Here is a 22,016-nt window from a genome sequence, read left to right as displayed (position 1 = left end):
ATGAAATTTTATCAAAAAATATTAGTCTTTCTCTTACTATTAATTTTAGTTTTTGGCAGCACAGCTGCGGCAGCTCCCACAGGTGCTAAAGTCACTACAGGTCAGGCCGAAATAAGCTATGGTGATCAGCTGACAGAGATTAATCAGAGTTCAACAAAAGCTACAATTAATTGGCAAAGTTTTAATCTTAATCAGTCAGAAACAGTAAATTTTAATCAACCAGGTCTTAACTCAATTACTTTAAACAGGATTTTAGGAAATGAAAAAAGTGTAATTGATGGGGCTTTAAATGCTAATGGTCAGGTTTGGATTTTAAATAGTAGTGGAGTATTATTTGGAGCAAATGCCAGAGTAAATACAGCCGGGCTTTTAGCCACAACTAAAGAGCTTAGTGATCAGGATTTTAGGGATGCTAATTATTCTTTTGCTGGCAATGCCCAAACTTCAGTTATTAACAAAGGACAAATAAATATTTCAGATGCTGGATATTCAGCCTTGCTTGCTAAAAAAGTAGTTAATAAAGGCTTGATTACAGCAAATTTAGGAGAAGTACATTTAAGTGGAGGTCAAGAATTTTCACTCAATTTAAATGCTAATTCCTTAGTTAATCTAAGAGTAACTAAGGGAGAATTAGATAGTTTGGTCGAAAATAAAAGGGCGATTAAGGCAGATGGTGGAAAAGTATATTTAACAGTAAATGCAGTTGATGATCTTTTAGCGGGAGTAGTAAATACAGAAGGTATAATAGAAGCTAGAACTATTGCAGATCTAAAAGCTGAAAATTCTGCTGAAACTAAAACTGGTTATATTGAAATTTTTGCTCATGGTGGAGAAACTAAAATTGATGGAAAACTAATTACAGGAAAAAAAGAAGGTTTTGTAGAAACTAGTGGCCGAGTCTTTAATTTAGGTGAAAATGCAGAAATTAGAAGTGGACATTGGTTAATAGATCCAACAAATATCAATATTGATGCTGATTTTGCTAATACTTTAAACTCAAGTTTAAATAGTGGTAATGTAACAATTAATACGGAAGGTTCTAATGCTGATGAAGGCAATATAGATATTAATTCTGATCTTAGCTGGTCTGCAGCAACAAAACTAGAATTAGAAGCTGATAATGATATTAATGTTAATGCTGTAGTTGAAAATAAAAATAATAATGATGGTGGAATTTATTTTAAAGCAAATGGTGATGTTTATTTTGCAGATACTGGTAAAGTAATTATTAATAATATTAAGCAGCTGCAGTGGATTGATACAGCTCGCCAAAGAGAAAATTTAACACCTAAAACTTCTAGATTGGTAAGTCCTGAATATGTAGTAGGAAATTATGAGCTAGGTAGTGATCTTGATGCTAGCTTAACAAATGGTAGTTTAGATTGGCAGCCAATTGGAAACAATAGTGTGGGATTTAAAGGTAATTTAGATGGTAAAAATTATAGTATCAATAATTTTAAGCTTGATTCTATAAATAGTGATCTTGGTCTTTTTTCTAGTCTCTATAATTCTGATATTCGAAATTTAAAATTTAAAAATGCCGAAATTACTGGTGAAAATCGAGTTGGAACTCTTGCAGGTTCTGCTTCAAATACTCATATTGAAAATGTTCATACTGACTCGATTGTTAAAGGGTGGAGTGATGTTGGTGGTTTAGTTGGAAGTCTAGGGACTGCTTTTCGGACAATTAAAAATAGTTCCAGCAGTGGTAGTGTAGATGGTTATGCAAATGTAGGAGGACTTGTTGGTAGTTTAAACTATTCTAAAATAGAAAATAGTTATTCAGATGCAGATATTGGCTCAGATTCTATTGCTCCGCGAGACTTTGCGGTTAGAGGAACTTATAATACCGGCTTTGGTGGTTTAGCTGGATCTAGTTATAATTCACAGATTATAAATAGTTATTCAAAATCTAACTTAGATTTAGCTTTCGAAAACAATGTAGGTGGCTTAGTTGGTTATGCAAGAGAAAGCAAAGTTGAAGATAGCTATTATCAGGGGACAGTTATTGGTAATCATAGAGTTGGTGGCTTAGTTGGTTATTTAGGACTTGACTCAAATTATAATCTTAAAGCTTCTGCCTTAGCTCCCGAAAATGTTGAAAAAGCATTAATTAGCAATAGCTGGAGTCAAGGAACAATTAAAGCTAATTATTTAGTTGGGGGTCTGGCGGGAGAGACTAATGGAGTAGAAATTAGTAATAGTTATTCGAAAATGTCATTTAAAGAACCCGAGAGAATAATAAGTTTTAAAACAGATTTAAGAATTAGACTAGAAAATACAATAATTGGTGGCTTAATTGGTGGTTCAATGAATTCTATTATTAAAAATAGCTATGCAGCAAGTGATTTTGAGCTGCCAAATAGTGAAATTATAGGTGGCTTAGTTGGTTATGGTATTGATAGTAAAATAGAAAACAGCTATTTTAAAGGGCAAATAAGGGGCTCCAGATTTATTGGAGGTTTAGCTGGTAGAATGGAGAAAAGACTTCAACCCCCTGGAACTATTGAAAATAGCTATGCTCAGGCGAAAATTATTGCTGATGATTATGCAGCTGGTCTAGTGGGGATTTTAAGAAATGAAAAAATATTAAATTCTTATGCTGCTGTTGAAATGATTAGTCAAGGTGAAAATATAGGTGGATTATTTTTAACTGAGCCAGATAGAACTTTAGCAGCTCGCCTTTCCATACCTGAGTTACCAGAAAATGAAATAGTAGCCAGTTTTTATGATAAAAATCTAAATCCAGATGCTTTAGGGGAAACTGAATATGGTAAAACAACTAAAGAGCTTAAGGATTTTGCTACTTTTAAAGAAGCTGGCTGGGAGATTAAGAAAAAATTTGGCAATAAAAATGATTATCCTGAACTAATTTTCAATGAAAATTCTGCCAGATGGATAATTGAAGTTGCAAGAGAAATAGATGGCTCAGAGTTCATTAAAGATATTTATACTGTGGTTTTAGTTGTTAATGATGATTTTATTAATAATTTAAATGAAGATCCTGTTTTAGCTATTGGTACAGAACAGGTTTATTTAAGTGAATTGAGCCGAGGGGGAAATGATGAGGGCTCAACAAATAATTCGGAAGCTGCTAATCCAAATAATAATCTTATTCGAGTTAGAGTAGATAAAGATTCTCTAATTGAATTAATTAATGGAGGTATTAGTTTACCTGAAGGAGTAGAACAAGTTTTTTATTTAGCAGAAGAAGATTAAAATCATTAAAGCCTGAGTTTAAAAACTTGGGCTTTATTTTTTTATAAATAGTCAAAAAAAAGACTGCTAGATCTTAGTTTGTCTGGATTATTAGCCAGATATCTGTTATAATTAAACTATCTACTTAAATTAAGAAAGGGGGCAGCTGAGATGAAAAAAATACTTTTTTTGCTGATTATTATTTTAATGCTATTTTCACTTAATATTTATGCAAATCAGCCAACTAGTTTAGATGTTGAAAATGATAATTTAGCAGCAGATTTAGAGCAAAATAAGACTTTTTCTGATTCAGCGCGCAAAGAACTCTTAGGTATTGCCTCTCAGTTTGATCAAAAGCCAGCTGCCGAGATAGATATCAATAATTTTGATTTTCAAAGTCAGAATTTAGAGCTGCCTCTAATTAATTTAAAGAGAAAACAGCAATTAAATTTAAGTCAGGATTTTAAATTAAATGCTAATTATCAACAAAAAGATGCTAAAAAAATAGAAACAGCTGCTGATTTTCAATTAGAATATGCCTTAAATCCTAGAACTTCGCTCAGAGCTGGTTATGCAGTCTCAAACCAAGAATGGTGGAATTTGCAAATACCTGCAGCTAAGACAGAGGATTTTGAAACTGAGCCAGATAATGATTCTGAGACTGGAGCAGAAACTAATTTAAATAGTAATTTTGATAAAGTTTATCAAAATGAAATTGAAAGCAGTCATAGTTTAGGTTTAGCATATCAACCAAGTGATAGATTCGAGGTTTCAGCAGACTATATAGAAAATAATGATTTTGGCAGTTATTATGATGAAAGCTGGGATTTAGTTGGGAATTCCAAAGTCTTTGGTTTAAAATATAATTATCCCCAGGGTTCTTCAATTAGTGCCCGCTATCAAGTTGATCAGGGAGCAGATGCTACTCAGCAAGTTACTGGAGTTGATTTAACTTTTAATAATTTGGCCACTTTTAGTGCAGCTTATAAGCTGCTTGATTTTGATGAAATAGAAAATGATTTATTTCAGCAAAAAACGGCTTGGGATTTAGGTTTAGGAGTTCAGTTAAACGAAGATTATGGAGTAGCTTTGGGTTATGAAATCATTGAAACAGAAGATCAAAAAGAGTCTGAGAAGAAATTTAAGGCCTCTTTTGAAATAAATTTTTAGTTTAAAAATAAAAAGGATGGTGGAGCTCTTTTGTCATTAAAAATTAAACAAACAATCAGTATTTTGCTTTTAACTCTTTTGGTTTTTACACCTTTTTTACAGTTTAATCGGGCAGAGGCAGTTGGAATTATACCGCTTAATCGTTTGGCAGAAATGGAAAAATTACTTTATGGTTCAGTTTCTGAAAAACCGATTTTGGAAAGAGTTGATGACTTAGAAAAGACAGTTTATAGTTCTGTGCAATCTGGCTCAGTAGTTAAAAGATCTGAAAGATTAATTGATGACCTTTTAAGCACTACTGAAGACTCAACTTCTTTATTATTTCTATTTAATACTATCGAATGGTCTATTATGGGAGAGTTAAGTGGAGGTAATCTAATTGAGAGATTAGATAACTTAGAAGAAATGGTTAGTGGAGAACAAAATGAAGGTCCACTTAAAGCTAGAATTGAAAAATTATATAATTTAACTATTAAAGGCCAAGAAATGCCAGTTGAAAAAGTAGAAAGTAGGACTAACCAGCTAATTAGAATCGAATTATTAGAGAAAATTAATTCGAATACAGCTCGTAGAGGAGAAAAAGTCGCTTATCAAGTTATAGAAGATATTAAAGTTAATAAGACTTTAATTATTCCTAAGGGTACTCGCGGTCAATTAGAAGTTACTAAAATTGAAGAAGCTGGTAAAATGGGTAAAGATGGAGATATTAAAATTGGTTTTCCTAGTTTAGAAACAATTGATGGCAGTGATTTGGCAGTTGCTATCCAAGAAGAAGCCCAAGCAGAAAACAAATCGCAAAAACTGGCCATTGGTGCTAGTGTTTTAGGAACAGCTCTTTTGGGTTTACCAGGAGTTGTAGCAGGTTATTTTGTAGAAGGTAAAGACGAAGAAATCCCTGCTGGTTCTGAAATGTATATTCAGGTAACTGAAAGCAAAGAATTATATGGAGTAATTGTTAAATAAGTCATTTAAATCTAAACCTGCCTTCATTTTCGAGGCAGGTTTTAAAAATTAATTAGGAGCAGTTATTGTGCTGAATAAAAGAGAAAGAAAAATAAATGAAAAGTTAATAATAATTTTTGCTATTAGTATTTTACTCTTTAGTTCTCTGCCAGTTTTGGCAGCAGTAGAAAATTTGACTGATAATTATCTTTTAGAAGCAGATAATATTACTTTTTTAAAGCAAAAAAACTTGCTTTTGTTTACTGGTAATGCTTCCTTTAAATCAGTAGATTTCGAAATTAAAGCTGAGCGTTTTAAAGTTGATACAGCAGCTAAAACAGTAGAAACAGAAGCTCAAGTAGTAATTTATTCTGATAAAGATAATGTGCAGGGTTCAGGACTTTTTTATAATTATGAAACTGAAAAAGGAAAAATTTATGAGGCAGATGGTAGTTTAGGTAAACTTAATTTTTCTGGTGAAATATTAAAAATAATTTCGGTTAATCCTCTAAAAGCCGAAATGGATTCTGCTAGATTTACTCCTTGTAGTCGCAAAGATCCACATTATCATTATTGGGCTAAGGAAGTAGAGATTAATGATGATAATACTATGGATATTTACCATCTTGTACCTTTTGTTGGTAAAATACCTGTTTTTTATCTTCCTTATTATTCTGTTACTTATGATCCAAATGATGAAGATTCACTTAAAAGTACTTATCCTATGCCAAGAGTTGGTTATGATAATGATCGGGGAGTTACAGTCGAATTTAATTATCCTTATCAGATAAGTGAGCGCAATTGGGGAGAAATTAATTATTTAACTGAAGGACGAGAAGATGATCGTTATGAAACTAGACGCTTTACTAATTATCATCAATTATCTAAGTCTTGGCTTTTTAAAAATCGCTATCAATATCTTTATAACTATGATTTAGATGATGAAGAATTAGATGATTTTGATGAGGAATTTTTTAGTTCTTTAGTTTTTAATCGCGGCAAATATGCTTTAGAAGCAGGAATTGGTAAAGATTTGCAGGCAGAAGATGATGATCAGGACCGTTATTTGCTGAGCGGCCGTTATCGCTTTGATAATGGATTGAGAACTAATTTTAAACATGAATATAATTTTGACTGGGAACAGGTTAAAGAAAAATATACTATGAGTTATAGTAAACATTCAATTAACTGGAATTTAAAATATGTTGATGGAGAAAGTTATAATTATTATCCTTATTTAACTTTAGCTTTTCCTTCTGTTTTAGGAGTTAGAACAACAATTGGTAGTGGGCGAGTTGAAAATAAGGGGACAGAACTAAATAAAGAAAGAATTAATTTTCGCTATAACTTTAGACAACCGCTTCCAGCTGGATTTTCTTATCATCTAGCTTATAATTATCGTTTAGATCACTACCGGAGTGGTTATGATTATAATTATCATTATACAACTTTAAATACAGGCTTTAAACATCAACTGCGATTTAATAAAAAGTATAGACTTAATTCTTCTTTGTTTTTTCAAAAAAATTATCCTTGGGGTCAGAGTCCTTTAGTTGATGATCGTGAAGATCAAGATCGCTTAATTAAACCAGCTCTGACTTTAAATGTTAACCGAAAATTTAAAGATTCTTCTTTGAGAATTAAAACAAGTGCAATTTATGATCTTGATTTAGAAGATTGGGATGAAATAAATCTGCGTTTTACTCAACAAGAAGATTGTTATAGTCTTTTTCTTAATTATGAATTTAAAGATGAGAGTATTAGTTTTGGGATTGAAATCTAAATTAAGTTTAAACTGGAAAATAATTTAATTAAATAATTTTTTAACAAAAATTGCTCAAATTAGCAGGAAATTTAAGAGAGTCGGTGAAGAGTAAAAGAAAAGGGTGATTTTTGTGAAAAAAAAGATAACTTTTGCCGGCTCTATTTTAGTTTTTAGTCTAATTTTTTTGCTGATTCTCTCTCTTAGTAGTTTTGCTAAAGCTTATCAACCAGAAATTAGTGGAAGTATGGAAAGTGGAGATAGACTCTATACTGAACCTGGCAACTGGGAAGATGATGATCCCCTTGATTATTATTGTTATGATAAACTATGGTTAAAATATAAGCAAAAATTAGCAGTTGGAGAATATTACTATTTTAAAGTCCAGCGGCAAGAAAAAATATATGATCAAAGTCAGAGCTATAATAGTCTAAATTTTGAAACAGAAGCAAATTACACTTTTTATTTAACTGAAAAATTAAGAAATCGTTTTAAAGTTTTATGGCGTGATAAAGATTATTTAGAAGCTGAATATGCAACAAAAGATTATGAGCTGACCAGATTGCAGTACACTTTACAGTATAAATTAAATCCAATCCACTCTTATCAGCTGATTTTGCAAAAACAGTGGACTAATTATGAGCTGGATTCTGATTCTGATTATCAGCGTGACCGGGTTGCTCTTAAATGGGGCTGGAAGGTGAATCCTGATTTGAAGCTTGACACTAAAATTCAGTATGATTGGCAGCGGAATGATAATAATTCGGGTCGTTCTGATAAGGATGGTCGGAAAATAGCAGTTAAATTTAAATATAAGTTATAGCTTAAAATAAGCTTTATTTTTAAGTCTCTTTAGTGTTGGATTTTTCTCAAAACTTTATAAAAAAAATTATTTGTGATATAATATTTTCAATGAGTAGAATAATAATTTTCTCGTGTTAATCAACAAAGGAGTTGATCAATTTTGAGTTATATGTCCAGATATCGTGATTGGCTTGTGAGCGATTATTTTGATGATCAAACAAAAAAAGAGCTAGAAGCTATTAAAGATGATGAACAAGAAATAGAGGAACGATTTTATAAAAATCTGGATTTCGGCACAGGTGGAATGAGAGGTAAGATGGGCGCTGGTACAAATCGAATTAACAAATATATAGTTCGCAAAGCTACACAGGGTCTGGCTAATTATATAATTAACTATAGTGATCACGGCAGAGAACAGGGAGTTGTAATAGCTTATGATTCTCGCCATAATTCACCCCAGTTTGCTTTGGAGGCCGCTCTTGTTTTAGCTGCTAATGGAATTAAAACTTACTTATTTGAGGGAATGCGGGCAACTCCAGAACTTTCTTTTGCTGTTAGAGATTTAAAAGCAGTTGGAGGAATAGTGATTACTGCCAGTCATAACCCACCAGAATATAATGGTTATAAGCTTTATTGGCAGGATGGCGGTCAGGTAGTACCAGAACAAGCTAGAGATATTATTGCTGAAATAGAAGAAATAGACGATTTTTCTATTGTTAAAACAATGACTAAAAAAGAGGCTTTAGCAGAAGGTCTTTTAAATTATATTGGCAGTGAACTTGATCAAAAATATTTAAATACTCTGCTTGAGGTTTTACCAGAAACAGAGCTTGCTGCTGCTAAAGGTAGTAATTTAAAAATTGTTTATACCCCTCTGCATGGAACTGGAAGTACTGTAGTACCTCAGCTTTTGGCTGATTTGGGTTTTAATAATTTAGCTGTAGTTCAAGAACAGGCAGATGGTGATTCTAATTTTTCTACTGTTGAGAGTCCAAACCCCGAAGAAGTCTCTGCTTTTGATTTAGCTTTAGATTTAGCAGAAAAAGAAGAAGCTGAACTAATTATTGCTACTGATCCTGATTGTGATCGGATGGCAGCTGCTGTGCGTGACCAAGATCATAACTATCAGTTTTTAAATGGAAATGAAGTTGGAGCTTTATTTGCTGATTTTCTCTTAAAAACTAAAAAAGAAGCAGGAACTTTAACTGAACAAGGAGTTATTATCAAATCTATTGTTTCTACAGATTTAGTTGTAGATATTGCAGCTGCTTTTGGAGTAGAAGTTTTAGATGTGCTGACTGGCTTTAAATTTATTGGCGAAAAAATTACTGAATTTGAAAATGAAGATTCTAAAGTAGATGCTAAAGATTTTATTTTAGGATTTGAAGAAAGTTTAGGCTATTTGATCGGCAAATATGCCCGTGATAAAGATGCTGCTGTAGCAGCTGGCTTATTTTCAATTATGGCTTTAAAATATCAAGCAGCAGGTAGTTCTGTTTTAGAACGCTTAGCAGAATTAAGAGCTAAATATGGTTATTATCTGGAGGATTTACATTCAATTAGACTTGAAGGTAAAGAAGGTCAGGAAAAAATAACTAAAACAATTGCTCATTTAAGAGAAAAATGTCCAGAGCAGATTGCTGACTTTAAAGTTGAAAAAATTAAAGATTATAAGCAGTCAAAACTTTTTGATTTAGAAGCAGAAACAGAAACAGAACTTGAGCTGCCTCAATCTAATGTACTCCAATATTTATTGGCAGATGATCTGAAATTAACAATTAGGCCTTCAGGAACAGAGCCTAAACTCAAATTCTATTTTGCTGTTAGAGCTGATACACAGTCAGCAGCAGCAGAAAAATTAGAGGGCTTTAAAACAAAAGTTATGGCAGAAATTGAGAAGTTAATGCAAGATATTTAAAATAGATGCTAAAAAATAAATAGTTTGATTTCTAAGAGAGGCTTTGAGGTCTCTCTTTTTTAACATTTAGCTAAATAAATGTTATAATAAGTAGTGAAAATAATACAAATTTAGGAGTGATAAAATGAAAGTTAAAAAAGCGGTAATTCCAGCTGCAGGCTGGGGAACTAGATTACTTCCTGCTACTAAAGCACAACCAAAAGAAATGCTGCCAATAGTTGATAAACCAGCTATCCAGTACATAGTCGAAGAAGCTGTGGCAGCTGGGATAGAAGATATTTTAATAATCACCTCAAAAGATAAAGAAAGTTTAGAAAATCATTTTGATAAATCTCCTGCCTTAGAACAGGCTTTAGAAAAACAGGGTAAAAGTGAATTATTAAAGCAAGTTAAATCTATTTCTGAAATGATTACTATTCACTCAGTTCGTCAAAAAGAACAAAAAGGTTTAGGTCATGCTATTGCCTGTGCTCAAAGTTTTGTTGGGAATGAACCTTTTGCTGTTTTATTAGGTGATGATATTATTCAAGCTGAAGAACCAGTAATTAAACAAATGATGGATGTTTATGCTCAAAAACAAGCTGCGGTTTTAGGTTGTAAAACAGTAGCTGAAAAAGATGTTAGTAAATATGGGATTGTTGCTTATAGTAAAAAAGAAGGTGATATTTATCAGGTTGAGGATTTAATTGAAAAACCAGCAGTTGAAAAAGCACCTTCTAAATTAGCTATTTTAGGGCGTTATATAATTACACCTGAGATTTTTGATATTTTAGCAGAAACTGAAGCTGGTAAAGGTGGAGAAATTCAGCTCACAGATGCTTTAAAAACTTTACTTGCTCAACAAAAAGTTTATGGCTATGATTTTAAAGGTCAGCGCTATGATGTTGGCAATAAAATGGGATTTTTAAAAACAACTGTTGAGCTGGCTTTAGCTCATCAAGATTTAGGAGCTGAGTTTAAAGCTTATCTAAAAGAGTTAACAGCAGAATTAGAATAATTTGCTTGCTAATTTAATTTAGTGCTTAAAATTTAAAAAATTCACTTAAGATTTCTTCTTTTAAATCAGCAGAAATTACTTTTTTTAACTCCGCTTTAGTTTGTGGTTGAGCTAAAATAATTTTCGAGGCCCTTTTGCTGCCGATCCCAGGTATAGATTCTAATTCTTTTTTGCTATAAGCAGCTGGTTTTTGGGGCCATTTTAAAGCAGTAATTGAACGATAGCCGTGATCAACCACTTTTGCTTGCTTAAAAAAGGAATCTTTTTGGTCAATAACTGCTGTCAGTATAGGATAAGTTCCTAGCTGGCGGCAGTAGTTTAAACTACCTTTTTGTTTTTCAGAATAAAGGTCAGTTAAAATAACTCCACTTGGAAAAACTTTTTTGAGCATTGCTTGATTAATATTTTTATTTATTTTTTGTTTATATTTTTTAAACTCTCCCTGACTATATTTTACTTCAGGATAACTGCCTAAACGGACTACCTGTCTAATATTAATTCGGCGTAACATTAAATTATTAGCTAATAGTTTTTCTAAAAATTGATAATTGTGTTTTAGAGTAGCTCTACTTTCTCCAATTAGTCCGTGCAGAAAATTAAGTCCAGGTAGCAGTTTGGGAATTCCATTTTCACGCTGCCCACCTATTTGATTCATTAGTTTAATAGCAAAAAAGTTTTCTTGAGCAGTACTATCAATATTATTTTGAGCTAGGACTTTTGGATCAGCAGATTCTAAACCAAAAGCAGCAGTATCACCAGGAGTATTGTATTTACTAATAGTTTCTATTATCTGAGCAGCTTTTGTTGGATTTTTAGCTATTTCAGCGGGATTCATATTATCCATATGCAGAACTTTAAGTTCTGGATCAGCCTGACGGATGCCGCGGTAAAGTTCTCTAATTTGAGCTGGGTTTAAGTCAAAACCATCTTTTTTAGCTTGAGCTCCATAAAGCAGCAGGTCAGTTTGACTGCCAAGTCGGTAATGATGGATGCCTTGAGCAGCTAAAGTTTTTACTTCTTCACTAATTGCTTCTGGTTGGCGGCTATAAGTTAATTTTTTTAAGCGTTCACTACAAAATGCACAGTGACTTGGTCTGGGACAGCCTCTAAAAGTTTCTAATTCAGCTATTAAATTGGGGAAATTAGGATGTTTATTCACAACCTGGGCTCCAGTTAGAGCAAATTTGTTAATATATTGTTCTGCTTTTAGAGCTGGAATTTCAGTTTCAGTTAAGCGTTGGTAAAGGTCAAGGGCTGCTAGTTCTTTAGTTAAGATATCATAATTTTTTTCAAACTTTTTTCTCATTTCCTTAATTAAAGTAATTGGGCCAGCTAAAATTTTAGTTGGATAAAAAACTTTTTGACCAATTTCTTTAATTTCAGCAGCTGAGGCAGGTTGGCCTCCTAGATAATTACCAGGAACTGTAGTTCCTGCCACTAAAATTAAGATATCTAAACTTTCTAATTCTTGTAGTTTAGAATCTTTTTGCTGACGAAATTGATCAATAGTTAAGTAATTTAAATTTTCTTTTTGGATTCCAGCTTCAATTAAAGCTCCCCAGAGATAGCGAATATGGGGTGAAATATATGGTGGGACTCCAAGACAAGAAGGCTCATCTAAATAACCGTCGATGATTGTAATTTTTAGTTTAGTATTTTTCATTAAAAATCCTTTCCTATTTCTTTATTTATTTTAATTTTATTTTTAATTTTCAGTTTGAGTTTAAACTCTAAATTATATTATAACATAAAGTTGAGAGAGCTTAAAAAATGTGAAATAAATACTTTAAAAAGCAGGATTTAGCTCTTTGAGATTAAATATATATAAGTAGGAAATTGAATCACAATAAAATTTAGTTTTAAAAAAGTAATTTATTACTGGAGATGAAAATTTTGAAAAAATACAGGCATTATTATCCGATTTTATTAGCTTTAATTTTGCTTTTAGTTTTAAATGGTTCAGCAGCTGCAGCCTATTTTCGTTCTAATTTAAGTGATTTTGTTAAGACTGAGGGGCAAATAACTGTACCCATCTTTGTACCTACAGAACAGTTTGCAATCAAAACTGAGTCTCAAGCCATTTTAATTAGCAATGAAAATGATAAAATAGAGTTAAATCAGGGTCAAAACTATTTTATCAGCCAGGCTGAATTAGAGTTAGCAGAGGCTCCTGTTACTAAAACTAAAAAATCAGTTTGGGGAGTTCAAGTTGTGGCTAGTTCTGATTTGAAAAAAGCAGAGGCTTTAAAGGTAGAGTTAACTAATCAGTTTGAGCAAGCAAAAGAGCTAGATTTCGAAATTTTAAAAGAAGCTGATTTATATAAATTAGTTGTTGGCAGTTATGAGCAGCGGCAAAAAGCAGAAGCTCTGCAGGAGGAGTTGGAGAGTGCTGGTTTTAAGGGTTGGCCGCGTCAGTTTGTAAAGGAAATAATAACTGAGCCAGCTGAGTCAGCAGTGAGCAAAAATGGTGATTTAAATAAGCTGAGAGTCAAAAAAGATGTTAATCTAGCAGCTGGATCTAAAAGTCTTAAATTATATAATTTAAAGGCAGAAAAGTTAAAAGAGGCCTATACCTTTAAATTAAAAGGTGATTTTCAGATAGCAGGTAGAAAAATGAGTGGTCAATATAGTTTTGGCCCTTTAGCAAAATCAGTTTTATTTAGCTATAAGACTGATTTGGAAGAGCTAACTGCTTACCTTTTGCAAAAATACTGTAAAGCTGAGACAGATCCCAAAGCACTTCAGGCTCAAGCAATAATTTATCGAACTAATCTTTTATATCAGCTTGAAGTTAAAGGAGCCCGCTTAACAAATTTAATTGATGTAAATTTTGGCCTTTTAAAAACTGTTTTCAAAAAAGCAGCAGCTGCAACTGAGGGAGAAGTTTTGACTAAGTCAAATGAATTTTATTATAATAGTGACTTTTCTCTCAAGCAGATTAAAAAACCCAAAGCTGGTTTAATTGCTTTAGCAAAAACAGATTATGATTACCAAGGAATGATAAATTATTATTATCGTAGGTCTAAAATTGAAAATTTAAATGAACTTTTAGATAGTGAGCAGACAGTTGAAGCTCGGATTAAGCGGGGGCTAAAGTTTAGAGAAATCAGGCAGCTTAGTTGGTCTGGCCCGAGGGTTTTAACAATTTTAGATTTAGATTTAAATAGTGATAATTTAAAATTAAAGCCAGTTTTAGCTCAGGGAAAAACTATTGGTAAAGAAGATTTGCGGTCTTTAATTAAAAAACATTCTGCTTTAGCTGGAGTTAATGGAAGCTATTTTGATGGTCAGGGAACTCCTTTGGGTTTAGTTTACCTTGAGGGTGAGCTGGTTAGTGAACCGCTTTATAAGCGCAGCTCACTTTTGATTGGCCCTCAAAATCAAATTGCTTTTGCTCAAGTAGATTGGTCTGGTAAAATAGTAATTGGTCAAGCAGAAAAGTCAATTGCAATTGATGGTATAAATCGCAAAGCAAGGGCTGGGGAATTAATTGTTTTTAACCATTACTATGGTGCCCAGATGCCACCTTTGGCAGCAGGAGAGTTAGATTTGATTGTGCGTAATCAAAACTTTTTGGGTTTAGAAACTGAAACAGGCAAAAGCTCGCCGATTCCAGCTAATGGTTTTGTACTCAGGATTCCAGCGGTTGAGTCTCTGCAAAAAAAGCTGAAGCCTCAAATTTTAGCAGCTCAAGCTCAAAAATTTAGCTTAGAACATAGTTTTGAACCTGATTTTAAGCAAAAAAATATTTTATCTGCTCTTGGAGGTGGCCCTCAGCTTTTAAAAGCTGGCAAAATTGAGATTACTGGTCAAGCAGAAAATTTTCAGGCAGATATTTTAACTGGTAGAGCCCCGAGAACTGCAGTGGCTTTAACAGCTGATAACCACCTTTTATTATTAACAATTGATGGTAGACAATCTGATTTAAGTGTTGGCATGACTTTAAGGGAATTAGCTAAAACTCTGCAAGAAATGGGAGCTGTTTCTGCTATTAATTTAGATGGTGGTGGTTCAGCTCGAATGGTTATTCGCAATTTTACAATGAGTAATCCAAGTGAAAAAAGATTAATTTCTAATGGGATTTTGGTTGGAGAAGAAGCTGAAGAAAAAGATGAAGATTAATTTCAAATAGGCTATAAGGAGTAATTAAATGTTAAAAAAATCAATTATTTTAGTAATGACAATAGTTTTTTTAGGACTTAGTTTGACCACAGTTAGTGCAGCAGATTTAAAATCAATTAGTTATTCAATTGCAGGAGATTCTTCTGATATTGATACTTTAGAGCTGGAGCCAGAATTTCGTTTAAGAGGAGGTTATCCAGCCAAAATTAATTTGGCCTTTGATGGTGACGATTTTTATTTAGGAACAGATCTGGGTCTGAACCTTTTAGTAGCTGATAATTTAAAATTGGATCTTAATTTAATGTTAACAAGTGAAGTCGATAATCAGGATTTAGGTAAAGCTGTAGGTTTGAAAGCAGAGACTAGAAGTAGAGAGCTTAGCTTTTTTTGGCAAACATATTATTTTATTGATGATGATTTAGATGACCATGCTTATTATACTGGTGGAGTTAATTATGGACTTGGAGGCCGGAGTGATTTAGTAATCAGTTTTGGCAACCAGTATTGGGATTTAGATAATGATGTGCTTAAACTTGGGCTTAAATATAGAATGTAGGAGGAAGCAATGGATAATTATCATTCAGCTGATTTAATTAAATATATAAATAAATTTGAACAACAAAAGATTATGGTTTTAGGGGATTTAATAGCAGATAAGTTTATTATTGCTGATCCTGAAAGATTATCAAGGGAAGCACCTGTTTTGATTTTACAGCATCAAAGCGAGAAAATTTTGCCTGGTGGTGGTGCTAATGCTGCTGCTAATTTGGCTAGTTTGGGAGCAGAAGTTGATTTGATGGGGGTTGTGGGCTCTGATTTAGCAGCTCAAGCCCTCAAAGAGGAGCTAGAAAGAAGAAAAATTATGACAACAGGGATTATAAAAGATTGTGAGCGTCCTACAGCTGAGAAGACTAGAATTTTAGCTGGTGGTGAACAAATTGTTAGACAACAGGTAGTTAGAGTTGATAAGGTCAAAAGTTTTGATCTTAATCCTAAGTTAGTAAAAGAGTTAGAGACTTATTTAAAAGCTAAAATTGAGGCAAGTGATGCCATCCTCTTTTCTGATTATGGTAATGGTATTTTTAATTCTAAGACTACAGCCCATTTTCTTGAGGCTGCTGCTGATAAAATTTCGGCAGTAGATAGCCGTTATCAGCTGGAAGCTTTTAAGGGGGCTTTGATTGCAACTCCTAATTTAGAGGAAGCAGCTGCTGTTTATGGCAGTGAATTAGCAAATCAGGCTGAGGTAGAAAAGGCTGGTTTGCAAATGAGAGCTGATTTAGACTTAAAATATCTTTTAATAACACAAGGTGGAGCTGGAATGACTCTTTTTGGTCCCAATTCTACTGTTGATCATATAGCTGCAGCTAATTATTCTGAGGTTTTTGATGTAACTGGAGCTGGTGATACTGTTGTGGGGACTTTGACTTTAGCTTTAGCTGCTGGAGCACCTGTAGAAATAGCAATTAGAATTGCTAATCATGCAGCTGGAATTGTTGTTCGCAAAAGTGGTGTAGCTACGGTTACTAAAACAGAATTAATAAAGGAAGTGAAAAAAAATGACAGCTAAAATAATGCAATTAGATGAATTAAAAGCCCAAGCCAAAAAAGATAAAGCAGAATCTGAGTTACTAGTTTTTACAAATGGCTGTTTTGATATTTTACATGTTGGTCATATCCGCTATTTAAAAAAGGCAGCTGCCTTAGGTGATAAGCTGATTTTGGCAGTTAATAGTGATAGCTCAGTTAAGAGTTTAAAGGGTGAGATGAGACCATTTGTGCCAGAGTCAGAAAGACTAGAAATGCTGGCTGCTTTAGAAATGGTTGATTACTTAGTTTCTTTTGCCGAAATTGATGCTACTAAATTGATTAGAGAAATTGAACCCCAAATTTATGTTAAGGGTGGAGATTATAGAATTGAGGATCTGCCAGAGGCAGAAACTGTTTATAATTATGGTGGTAAAATTGTTCTGGTGACAGAAGTTAAAGGTAAATCAACAACTAATTTAATTCAGAAAATAAAGCAGAGCAAAAATGAAAAATAACCAGTTTCAGACTTTAATTCTGATTTTAATGACTCTCTTACTTTTGGGAGCAACAATGCTGGAGTTAGGGGTTTCCTTTAAGGATTTAATCAGTTTTTAAAAGCAAGCTAAACCAGGATGGGGGGATTTTCTTGTTTAAAGAAAAAGAAGAAGCAGAAATCATACAGATGGCCCAAGCTGGAAATGACTTTGCAATTGAGTATTTAATTAATCAAAATATGGATATTGTTTATGCTAAATCTCGTTTTTTCTTTATTAAGGGTTTAGACCATGATGATGTAATCCAGGAAGGAAGAGTTGGCTTATATAAAGCAATTAGAGATTTTAGAGCAGAAAAAGGTGCTTCTTTTCGGGGCTTTTCCCAACTTTGTGTGCACAGACAGCTAATCTCTGCAATTAAAAAAGCAAATAGACAAAAACATGTACCTTTAAATACTTCGGCTTCACTTGATAAGAGTCTTGATTATGGTTCTGAATCAGGGAGGACATTTAACGAAATTTTGCCTGATGAAGGGGAAAATTTAGAAAAAAAGTTTATCTGTCAGGAAACTCTCAGTACAATTATTGGAGAACTTTCTGAGGATTTAACTGATTTAGAATGGAATGCTTTTATGCTTTATTTAGATTGTAAATCTTATCAGGAAATATCAGATCAACTAGATATTAATGTTAAAACTGTGGATAATGCTTTACAGCGAGCTCGCAAAAAAATTGATGATCTCCGCCAGCATTATAATCTCAAGGGAGTTGTTAACTAAAAGGAGTTGTTAATTAAATTGAAGGTTTTAGATATTTTAAAAGATTTAGTTTATCCCGAAAAACCAGTTTGTTTAGCTTGTGGTCGTAGATATGATCATTCTGAAATTAAAGCTATTTGTGATCGCTGTTTAGCCAAATTTTCTTTTATTACTGAAGCCTGTCCTCTGTGTGGAAGAGAAGTTATACCAGCAGCTTTAATTGAAGGCCATCCCTGTCCTGAATGTGAAAAAGAGAAGCCACCTTATAATTTTGCGCGCAGTGTTTTTAGCTATGCTGGTTATGCTAGAGAAGTTCTTTTAGAATATAAGTATGGACACAGACCGGATTTAGCAAAACCTTTTTCTAGGCTACTGCGACTTTATTATGCTGAATATTTTCAAAAAGAGGCAATAGATTACTTAATTCCAGTGCCCATGCATGGTGACCGCAGAACTTATCGCGGTTATAATCAGGCTGCTCTTTTGGCTGAAAATTTGGCTGGAAAAATTAATAAAGAATATAAAGATGTACTTTTGAGGGTCAAAAATTCGCTTCCTCTTTATGCTTTGACTAAAAAGGCAAGGAAATTAGAGTTAGAAGGAGCTTTTGCCTTAAAAGATGGGGTAGATCCTTCAATTTTTAAGGATAAAAACCTTTTAATTATTGATGATATTATGACAACTGGTACAACTTCTGCAGAAATATCTCATTTTGTTTTAAAAGAAATGGGAGCTGCTAATGTTTATGTGCTAACAACAGCTTCTGTCCCAGTTAAAATAAATTAATTTCAAGAAAATTATATTTTAAAGCAGGAATTAGTTTTAGTTTGTAGAATGTAATATATACAGAGAGATAAACTAAGATTTAATAATAATAGTTGTCAGAGAGGAGTGAGCTTCATGAAAATTATGACTTATGGTAAAAACATTGATGTTACCCCAGCTCTAAAGAAGCACGCCGAGGAGAAAGTACAGAAGCTTGAGAGGTATTTCAATGGAGAACCGATGGAAGTTCAGATCTCCATGGAAGTGGAAAAAGAAAGACATATTGTAGAAGTTACAACTTATGTCAAAGGTTTAATCCTACGTGGTGAAGAAGCAACTGGTGATATGTATGCTTCTATTGATGGTGTGATGGATAAACTTGAAAGACAAATTAGAAAATATAAAACTAAGATTCACGATAGATTTATTGAAAGAAAACAGGAATATAAGGAAGAATATAAAGCTAAAAGAAAAGAACAGGTTTTAAATCATCAGCTAGGTAATGAAGAGGAAACTATAGATACTGATGTTTTTGAGCCCCAAGTAGTAAAAACTAAGCGTTTTCCAATGAAGCCAATGAATGTAGAAGAAGCGTGTATGCAGATGGATCTTTTAGATCACGACTTCTTTGTTTTCCATAATCCAGATACTGAAGAAACAAATGTAGTTTATAAAAGAAAAGATGGTAATTATGGCTTAATTGAACCTAAATTTGGTTAAGCTGAAATTATAAATTATAGGAAAAAGAAAATAATAATTATAAAAAAGAGGATGCTCTGGCTGGGCATCCTCTTTAAATTGTTAGTTATGAGAAAAATTTCACTATAACCGGGTACAAGTGAGGGAATTCACTATAACCAGGTACCAACAAATAATCTAATCTGGCTTTAATTGAGTTTTAAAGCCCTAGATGATATAATTATTTTGATTGAATTAGTAAATTCAGATTAGTAAATTTGTAAATAAAATTTTTAGGGAGGAAGATAAATGCTTAAGTTCCTCAAGAACTTATTTAAAGATCCAAATCAAAAAGAATTAGAAAAATTAGAACCTTTAGTAGAAGCAATAAATGCCTTAGAGCCCCAAATAAAGGCTTTAAGTGATTTCGAATTGAAAGCGAAAACAGAAGAATTTAAAAAAAGACTAGAAAAAGGTGCAAGTCTTGATGATTTATTAGTAGAAGCCTTTGCTGTTGTTAGAGAAGCTGCACAGCGAGCAACTGAAGCTGGTTTTAGACATTATGATGTACAGCTTTTAGGTGGAATTGTACTTCATCAGGGTAAAATTGCAGAAATGAAAACAGGTGAAGGTAAAACTTTAGCTGCTACTCTACCAGTTTATTTAAATGCCCTAACAGGCAAAGGGGTCCATGTAATTACAGTTAATGACTATTTAGCTGAAAGAGATAGTGAGTGGATGGGCCAAATTTATCGCTTTTTAGGAATGTCTGTTGGAGTAATTTTAAGTGGAATGACTCCTGCAGCCAGAAAAGAAGCTTATAATTGTGATATTACCTATGGTACAAATAATGAATTTGGTTTTGATTATTTGCGAGATAATATGGCTTACAAAGAAGAGAATTTAGTCCAAAGAGATCATCATTATGCTATTTTAGATGAAGTAGATAGTATTTTGATTGATGAAGCCAGAACTCCTCTAATTATTTCTGGCCCAGTTCAGGAAAAAAGTTCAGATTATAAGAAATTTAATCGAGTTATACCAGCTTTAGAAGCAGAAGTCGATTATGAAATTGATGAAAAAAATAAATTAGTTACTTTAACAGAAGCTGGAGTTAGCAAAGCAGAAAAAAAATTAAATTTAGATAATCTTTATTCTGAAGAAAATTTTAAATTAAATCACCAGCTCAATCAGGCTTTAAAAGCTCATACTTTAATGAAAAAAGACAGAGATTATATTGTTAAAGATGGAGCAGTTAAAATTGTAGATGAGTTTACAGGTCGAGTTATGGAGGGCCGCCGCTATAGTGAGGGGCTTCACCAGGCAATTGAGGCTAAAGAAGGAGTAGAAGTCCAAAAAGGAAGTCAGACTTTTGCTAAAATAACTCTCCAAAACTTTTTTAGAATGTATAATAAATTAGCAGGAATGACAGGTACAGCTGAAACTGAAGCTGAAGAATTTATTAAAATTTATGATATGTCAGTAGTTGTTATCCCCACAAATGAGCCCATGATTAGGGAAGATATGCCAGATTTAGTTTTTACAAATAAGGAAGCTAAATACAAACATGTTATTGCTGAAATTACAAGACTTTATCAAAAAGGTCAGCCTGTTTTAGTTGGTACAGCTGATATTGAAAACTCAGAAATGTTGAGCAGAGAATTAAAAAGAGCACGAGTTCCTCACCAAGTTTTAAATGCTAAAAATCATGAGCGAGAAGCTGAAATTATTAAAGATGCTGGTCAGAAAAAAAGTGTAACAATTGCTACTAATATGGCTGGTCGAGGAACAGATATAGTTTTAGGAGAAGGAGTAGTAGAATTAGGTGGACTCCATGTTTTAGGAACAGAGCGTCACGAAAGTCGTCGGATTGATAATCAGCTGCGAGGAAGAGCAGGTAGACAGGGTGATCCTGGTGCTTCACAATTCTATGTTTCACTAGAAGATGATCTGCTGAGATTATTTGGCTCAGATAAAATAAATGGGCTTTTAGATAAAATTGGTTTAGATGAAGATAAGCCAGTTGAACACAAGCTGATTTCTAATTCTATTGAGCGAGCTCAGCAAAAAGTAGAAGGCCGTAATTTTGATATTAGAAAGGCTATTTTAGAATATGATGATGTTTTAAATAAGCAGAGAGAAGTAATTTATGCTCAGCGCAAAACCTTATTAACTACAGCTGAGTTAGAAGAAAAAATTGCTGGAATGTTAGAACAGTTTTTAGAGGATATAATGGAGATGCATATTTCCGAAGATTTGCATCCTGATGAATGGGATTTAGAGGGAATGCTCGATTATCTGCAGAATAAGGGGCTGGCCCAGGACTTAAGCTTAGCTGAGCTAGCAAGTAAATCTAGAGCTCAGATTAAAGAAAAAATAACTTTAAGTTCCTTAAGCTCTTACCAAGAGAAAAGAGAAAAAATTGACTCAGATAGATTTAATAGTATTATTAAGTTTTTAGCCTTAAGAGTAATTGATCGCAAGTGGATGACTCACCTTGATAATATGGATGAATTAAGACAGGGGATTGGACTCCGTGCTATTGGTCAAAAAGATCCTTTAACTGAGTATAAATTCGAGTCTTTTGATATGTTTAATGAACTAACTGCTTCAATTAGAGAAGACATAGTTGAAACTGCCTTTCAAATTGAAGTTGAAGCCCAAGAAAATTTACCCAAAAAAGAAATTATGCTTAATCAGTTAAATTATTCTTCTCCAGAAACTGTCTTAGAAGGTAAGTCAAAAGGGAAAAATAATTCAAATGCTGGTTCTGGAAGTGTAGGCCAGCAGACTATTGTGAAAGAAGAAGAACCAGGTCGCAATGATCCCTGCCCTTGTGGTAGTGGGAAGAAATATAAAAAGTGTTGTGGGAGATGAT

16 protein-coding genes are annotated in these 22,016 nt (G+C 33.1%); 15 read left to right on the top strand and 1 reads right to left on the bottom strand.

Features of this window, described 5'->3' with window-relative positions; genetic code table 11:
- The 7 genes from HPRAE_RS09905 to galU all read left to right on the top strand — a co-directional run bounded on the left by HPRAE_RS09905 (window position 1) and on the right by galU (window position 10,791).
- Complete coding sequence (locus tag HPRAE_RS09905; protein WP_014554072.1) at window positions 1-3,219, top strand: two-partner secretion domain-containing protein; 3,219 nt, start codon at window positions 1-3, stop codon at window positions 3,217-3,219.
- Window positions 3,220-3,369: 150 nt separating this feature from the next.
- The gene (locus HPRAE_RS09900) at window positions 3,370-4,368 is read left to right on the top strand and encodes a hypothetical protein (protein ID WP_014554071.1); all 999 of its coding nucleotides are present in this window, start codon (window positions 3,370-3,372) and stop codon (window positions 4,366-4,368) included.
- A 30-nt stretch (window positions 4,369-4,398) separates the two neighbouring features.
- Complete coding sequence (locus HPRAE_RS09895) at window positions 4,399-5,331, top strand: hypothetical protein (RefSeq protein WP_014554070.1); 933 nt, start codon at window positions 4,399-4,401, stop codon at window positions 5,329-5,331.
- A 67-nt stretch (window positions 5,332-5,398) separates the two neighbouring features.
- Window positions 5,399-7,093, top strand: a complete 1,695-nt coding sequence (gene lptC / locus HPRAE_RS09890) for an LPS export ABC transporter periplasmic protein LptC (RefSeq protein WP_014554069.1) — start codon at window positions 5,399-5,401, stop codon at window positions 7,091-7,093.
- Between the two features lie 112 nt (window positions 7,094-7,205).
- Window positions 7,206-7,895, top strand: a complete 690-nt coding sequence (locus HPRAE_RS09885; protein ID WP_014554068.1) for a hypothetical protein — start codon at window positions 7,206-7,208, stop codon at window positions 7,893-7,895.
- Window positions 7,896-8,036: 141 nt separating this feature from the next.
- Entirely contained in the window at window positions 8,037-9,794 is a 1,758-nt protein-coding gene (locus HPRAE_RS09880; RefSeq protein ID WP_014554067.1) for a phospho-sugar mutase, read from the top strand.
- A 124-nt stretch (window positions 9,795-9,918) separates the two neighbouring features.
- Complete coding sequence (gene galU / locus HPRAE_RS09875; RefSeq protein WP_014554066.1) at window positions 9,919-10,791, top strand: UTP--glucose-1-phosphate uridylyltransferase GalU; 873 nt, start codon at window positions 9,919-9,921, stop codon at window positions 10,789-10,791.
- A gap of 25 nt (window positions 10,792-10,816) precedes the next feature.
- Here the strand turns inward: galU and HPRAE_RS09870 are convergent, their stop codons facing one another.
- Window positions 10,817-12,454, bottom strand: a complete 1,638-nt coding sequence (locus HPRAE_RS09870; RefSeq protein ID WP_014554065.1) for a radical SAM protein — start codon at window positions 12,452-12,454, stop codon at window positions 10,817-10,819.
- A gap of 221 nt (window positions 12,455-12,675) precedes the next feature.
- On the opposite strand from HPRAE_RS09870, the gene HPRAE_RS09865 reads away from it, so the two are divergent.
- The 8 genes from HPRAE_RS09865 to secA all read left to right on the top strand — a co-directional run bounded on the left by HPRAE_RS09865 (window position 12,676) and on the right by secA (window position 22,015).
- A complete protein-coding gene (locus HPRAE_RS09865) occupies window positions 12,676-14,913 on the top strand; it encodes a phosphodiester glycosidase family protein (protein ID WP_041607034.1) in 2,238 nt (745 codons plus the stop codon).
- 28 nt (window positions 14,914-14,941) lie between these two features.
- Window positions 14,942-15,469 (top strand): hypothetical protein, encoded by a 528-nt coding sequence (locus HPRAE_RS09860; protein ID WP_014554063.1) that lies wholly within the window; start codon window positions 14,942-14,944, stop codon window positions 15,467-15,469.
- A gap of 9 nt (window positions 15,470-15,478) precedes the next feature.
- A complete protein-coding gene (locus tag HPRAE_RS09855) occupies window positions 15,479-16,483 on the top strand; it encodes a bifunctional heptose 7-phosphate kinase/heptose 1-phosphate adenyltransferase (RefSeq protein ID WP_014554062.1) in 1,005 nt (334 codons plus the stop codon).
- Window positions 16,473-16,958 carry a D-glycero-beta-D-manno-heptose 1-phosphate adenylyltransferase gene (gene rfaE2, locus HPRAE_RS09850; RefSeq protein WP_014554061.1) on the top strand — a complete coding sequence of 162 codons (486 nt, stop codon included), beginning with the start codon at window positions 16,473-16,475 and terminating at the stop codon, window positions 16,956-16,958. The genes HPRAE_RS09855 and rfaE2 overlap by 11 nt, the downstream gene beginning before the upstream one ends.
- A 131-nt stretch (window positions 16,959-17,089) precedes the next feature.
- The gene (sigH, locus tag HPRAE_RS09845; protein ID WP_014554060.1) at window positions 17,090-17,716 is read left to right on the top strand and encodes an RNA polymerase sporulation sigma factor SigH; all 627 of its coding nucleotides are present in this window, start codon (window positions 17,090-17,092) and stop codon (window positions 17,714-17,716) included.
- 18 nt (window positions 17,717-17,734) lie between these two features.
- On the top strand, window positions 17,735-18,481 hold the full coding sequence (locus HPRAE_RS09840; protein WP_014554059.1) for a ComFC family protein: 747 nt from the start codon (window positions 17,735-17,737) through the stop codon (window positions 18,479-18,481).
- Window positions 18,482-18,595: 114 nt separating this feature from the next.
- Window positions 18,596-19,180, top strand: coding sequence for a ribosome hibernation-promoting factor, HPF/YfiA family (gene hpf, locus HPRAE_RS09835; RefSeq protein WP_014554058.1), 585 nt, complete (start codon window positions 18,596-18,598; stop codon window positions 19,178-19,180).
- A gap of 267 nt (window positions 19,181-19,447) precedes the next feature.
- Entirely contained in the window at window positions 19,448-22,015 is a 2,568-nt protein-coding gene (gene secA, locus HPRAE_RS09830) for a preprotein translocase subunit SecA (RefSeq protein ID WP_014554057.1), read from the top strand.
- Window position 22,016: the final 1 nt, after the last annotated feature.

The sequence above is a fragment of the Halanaerobium praevalens DSM 2228 genome, from assembly GCF_000165465.1.
Lineage (GTDB): Bacteria > Bacillota > Halanaerobiia > Halanaerobiales > Halanaerobiaceae > Halanaerobium > Halanaerobium praevalens.
The sequence above is the reverse complement of the archived record's forward strand: the minus strand, read 5'-3'. Positions and strand labels throughout refer to the sequence as shown.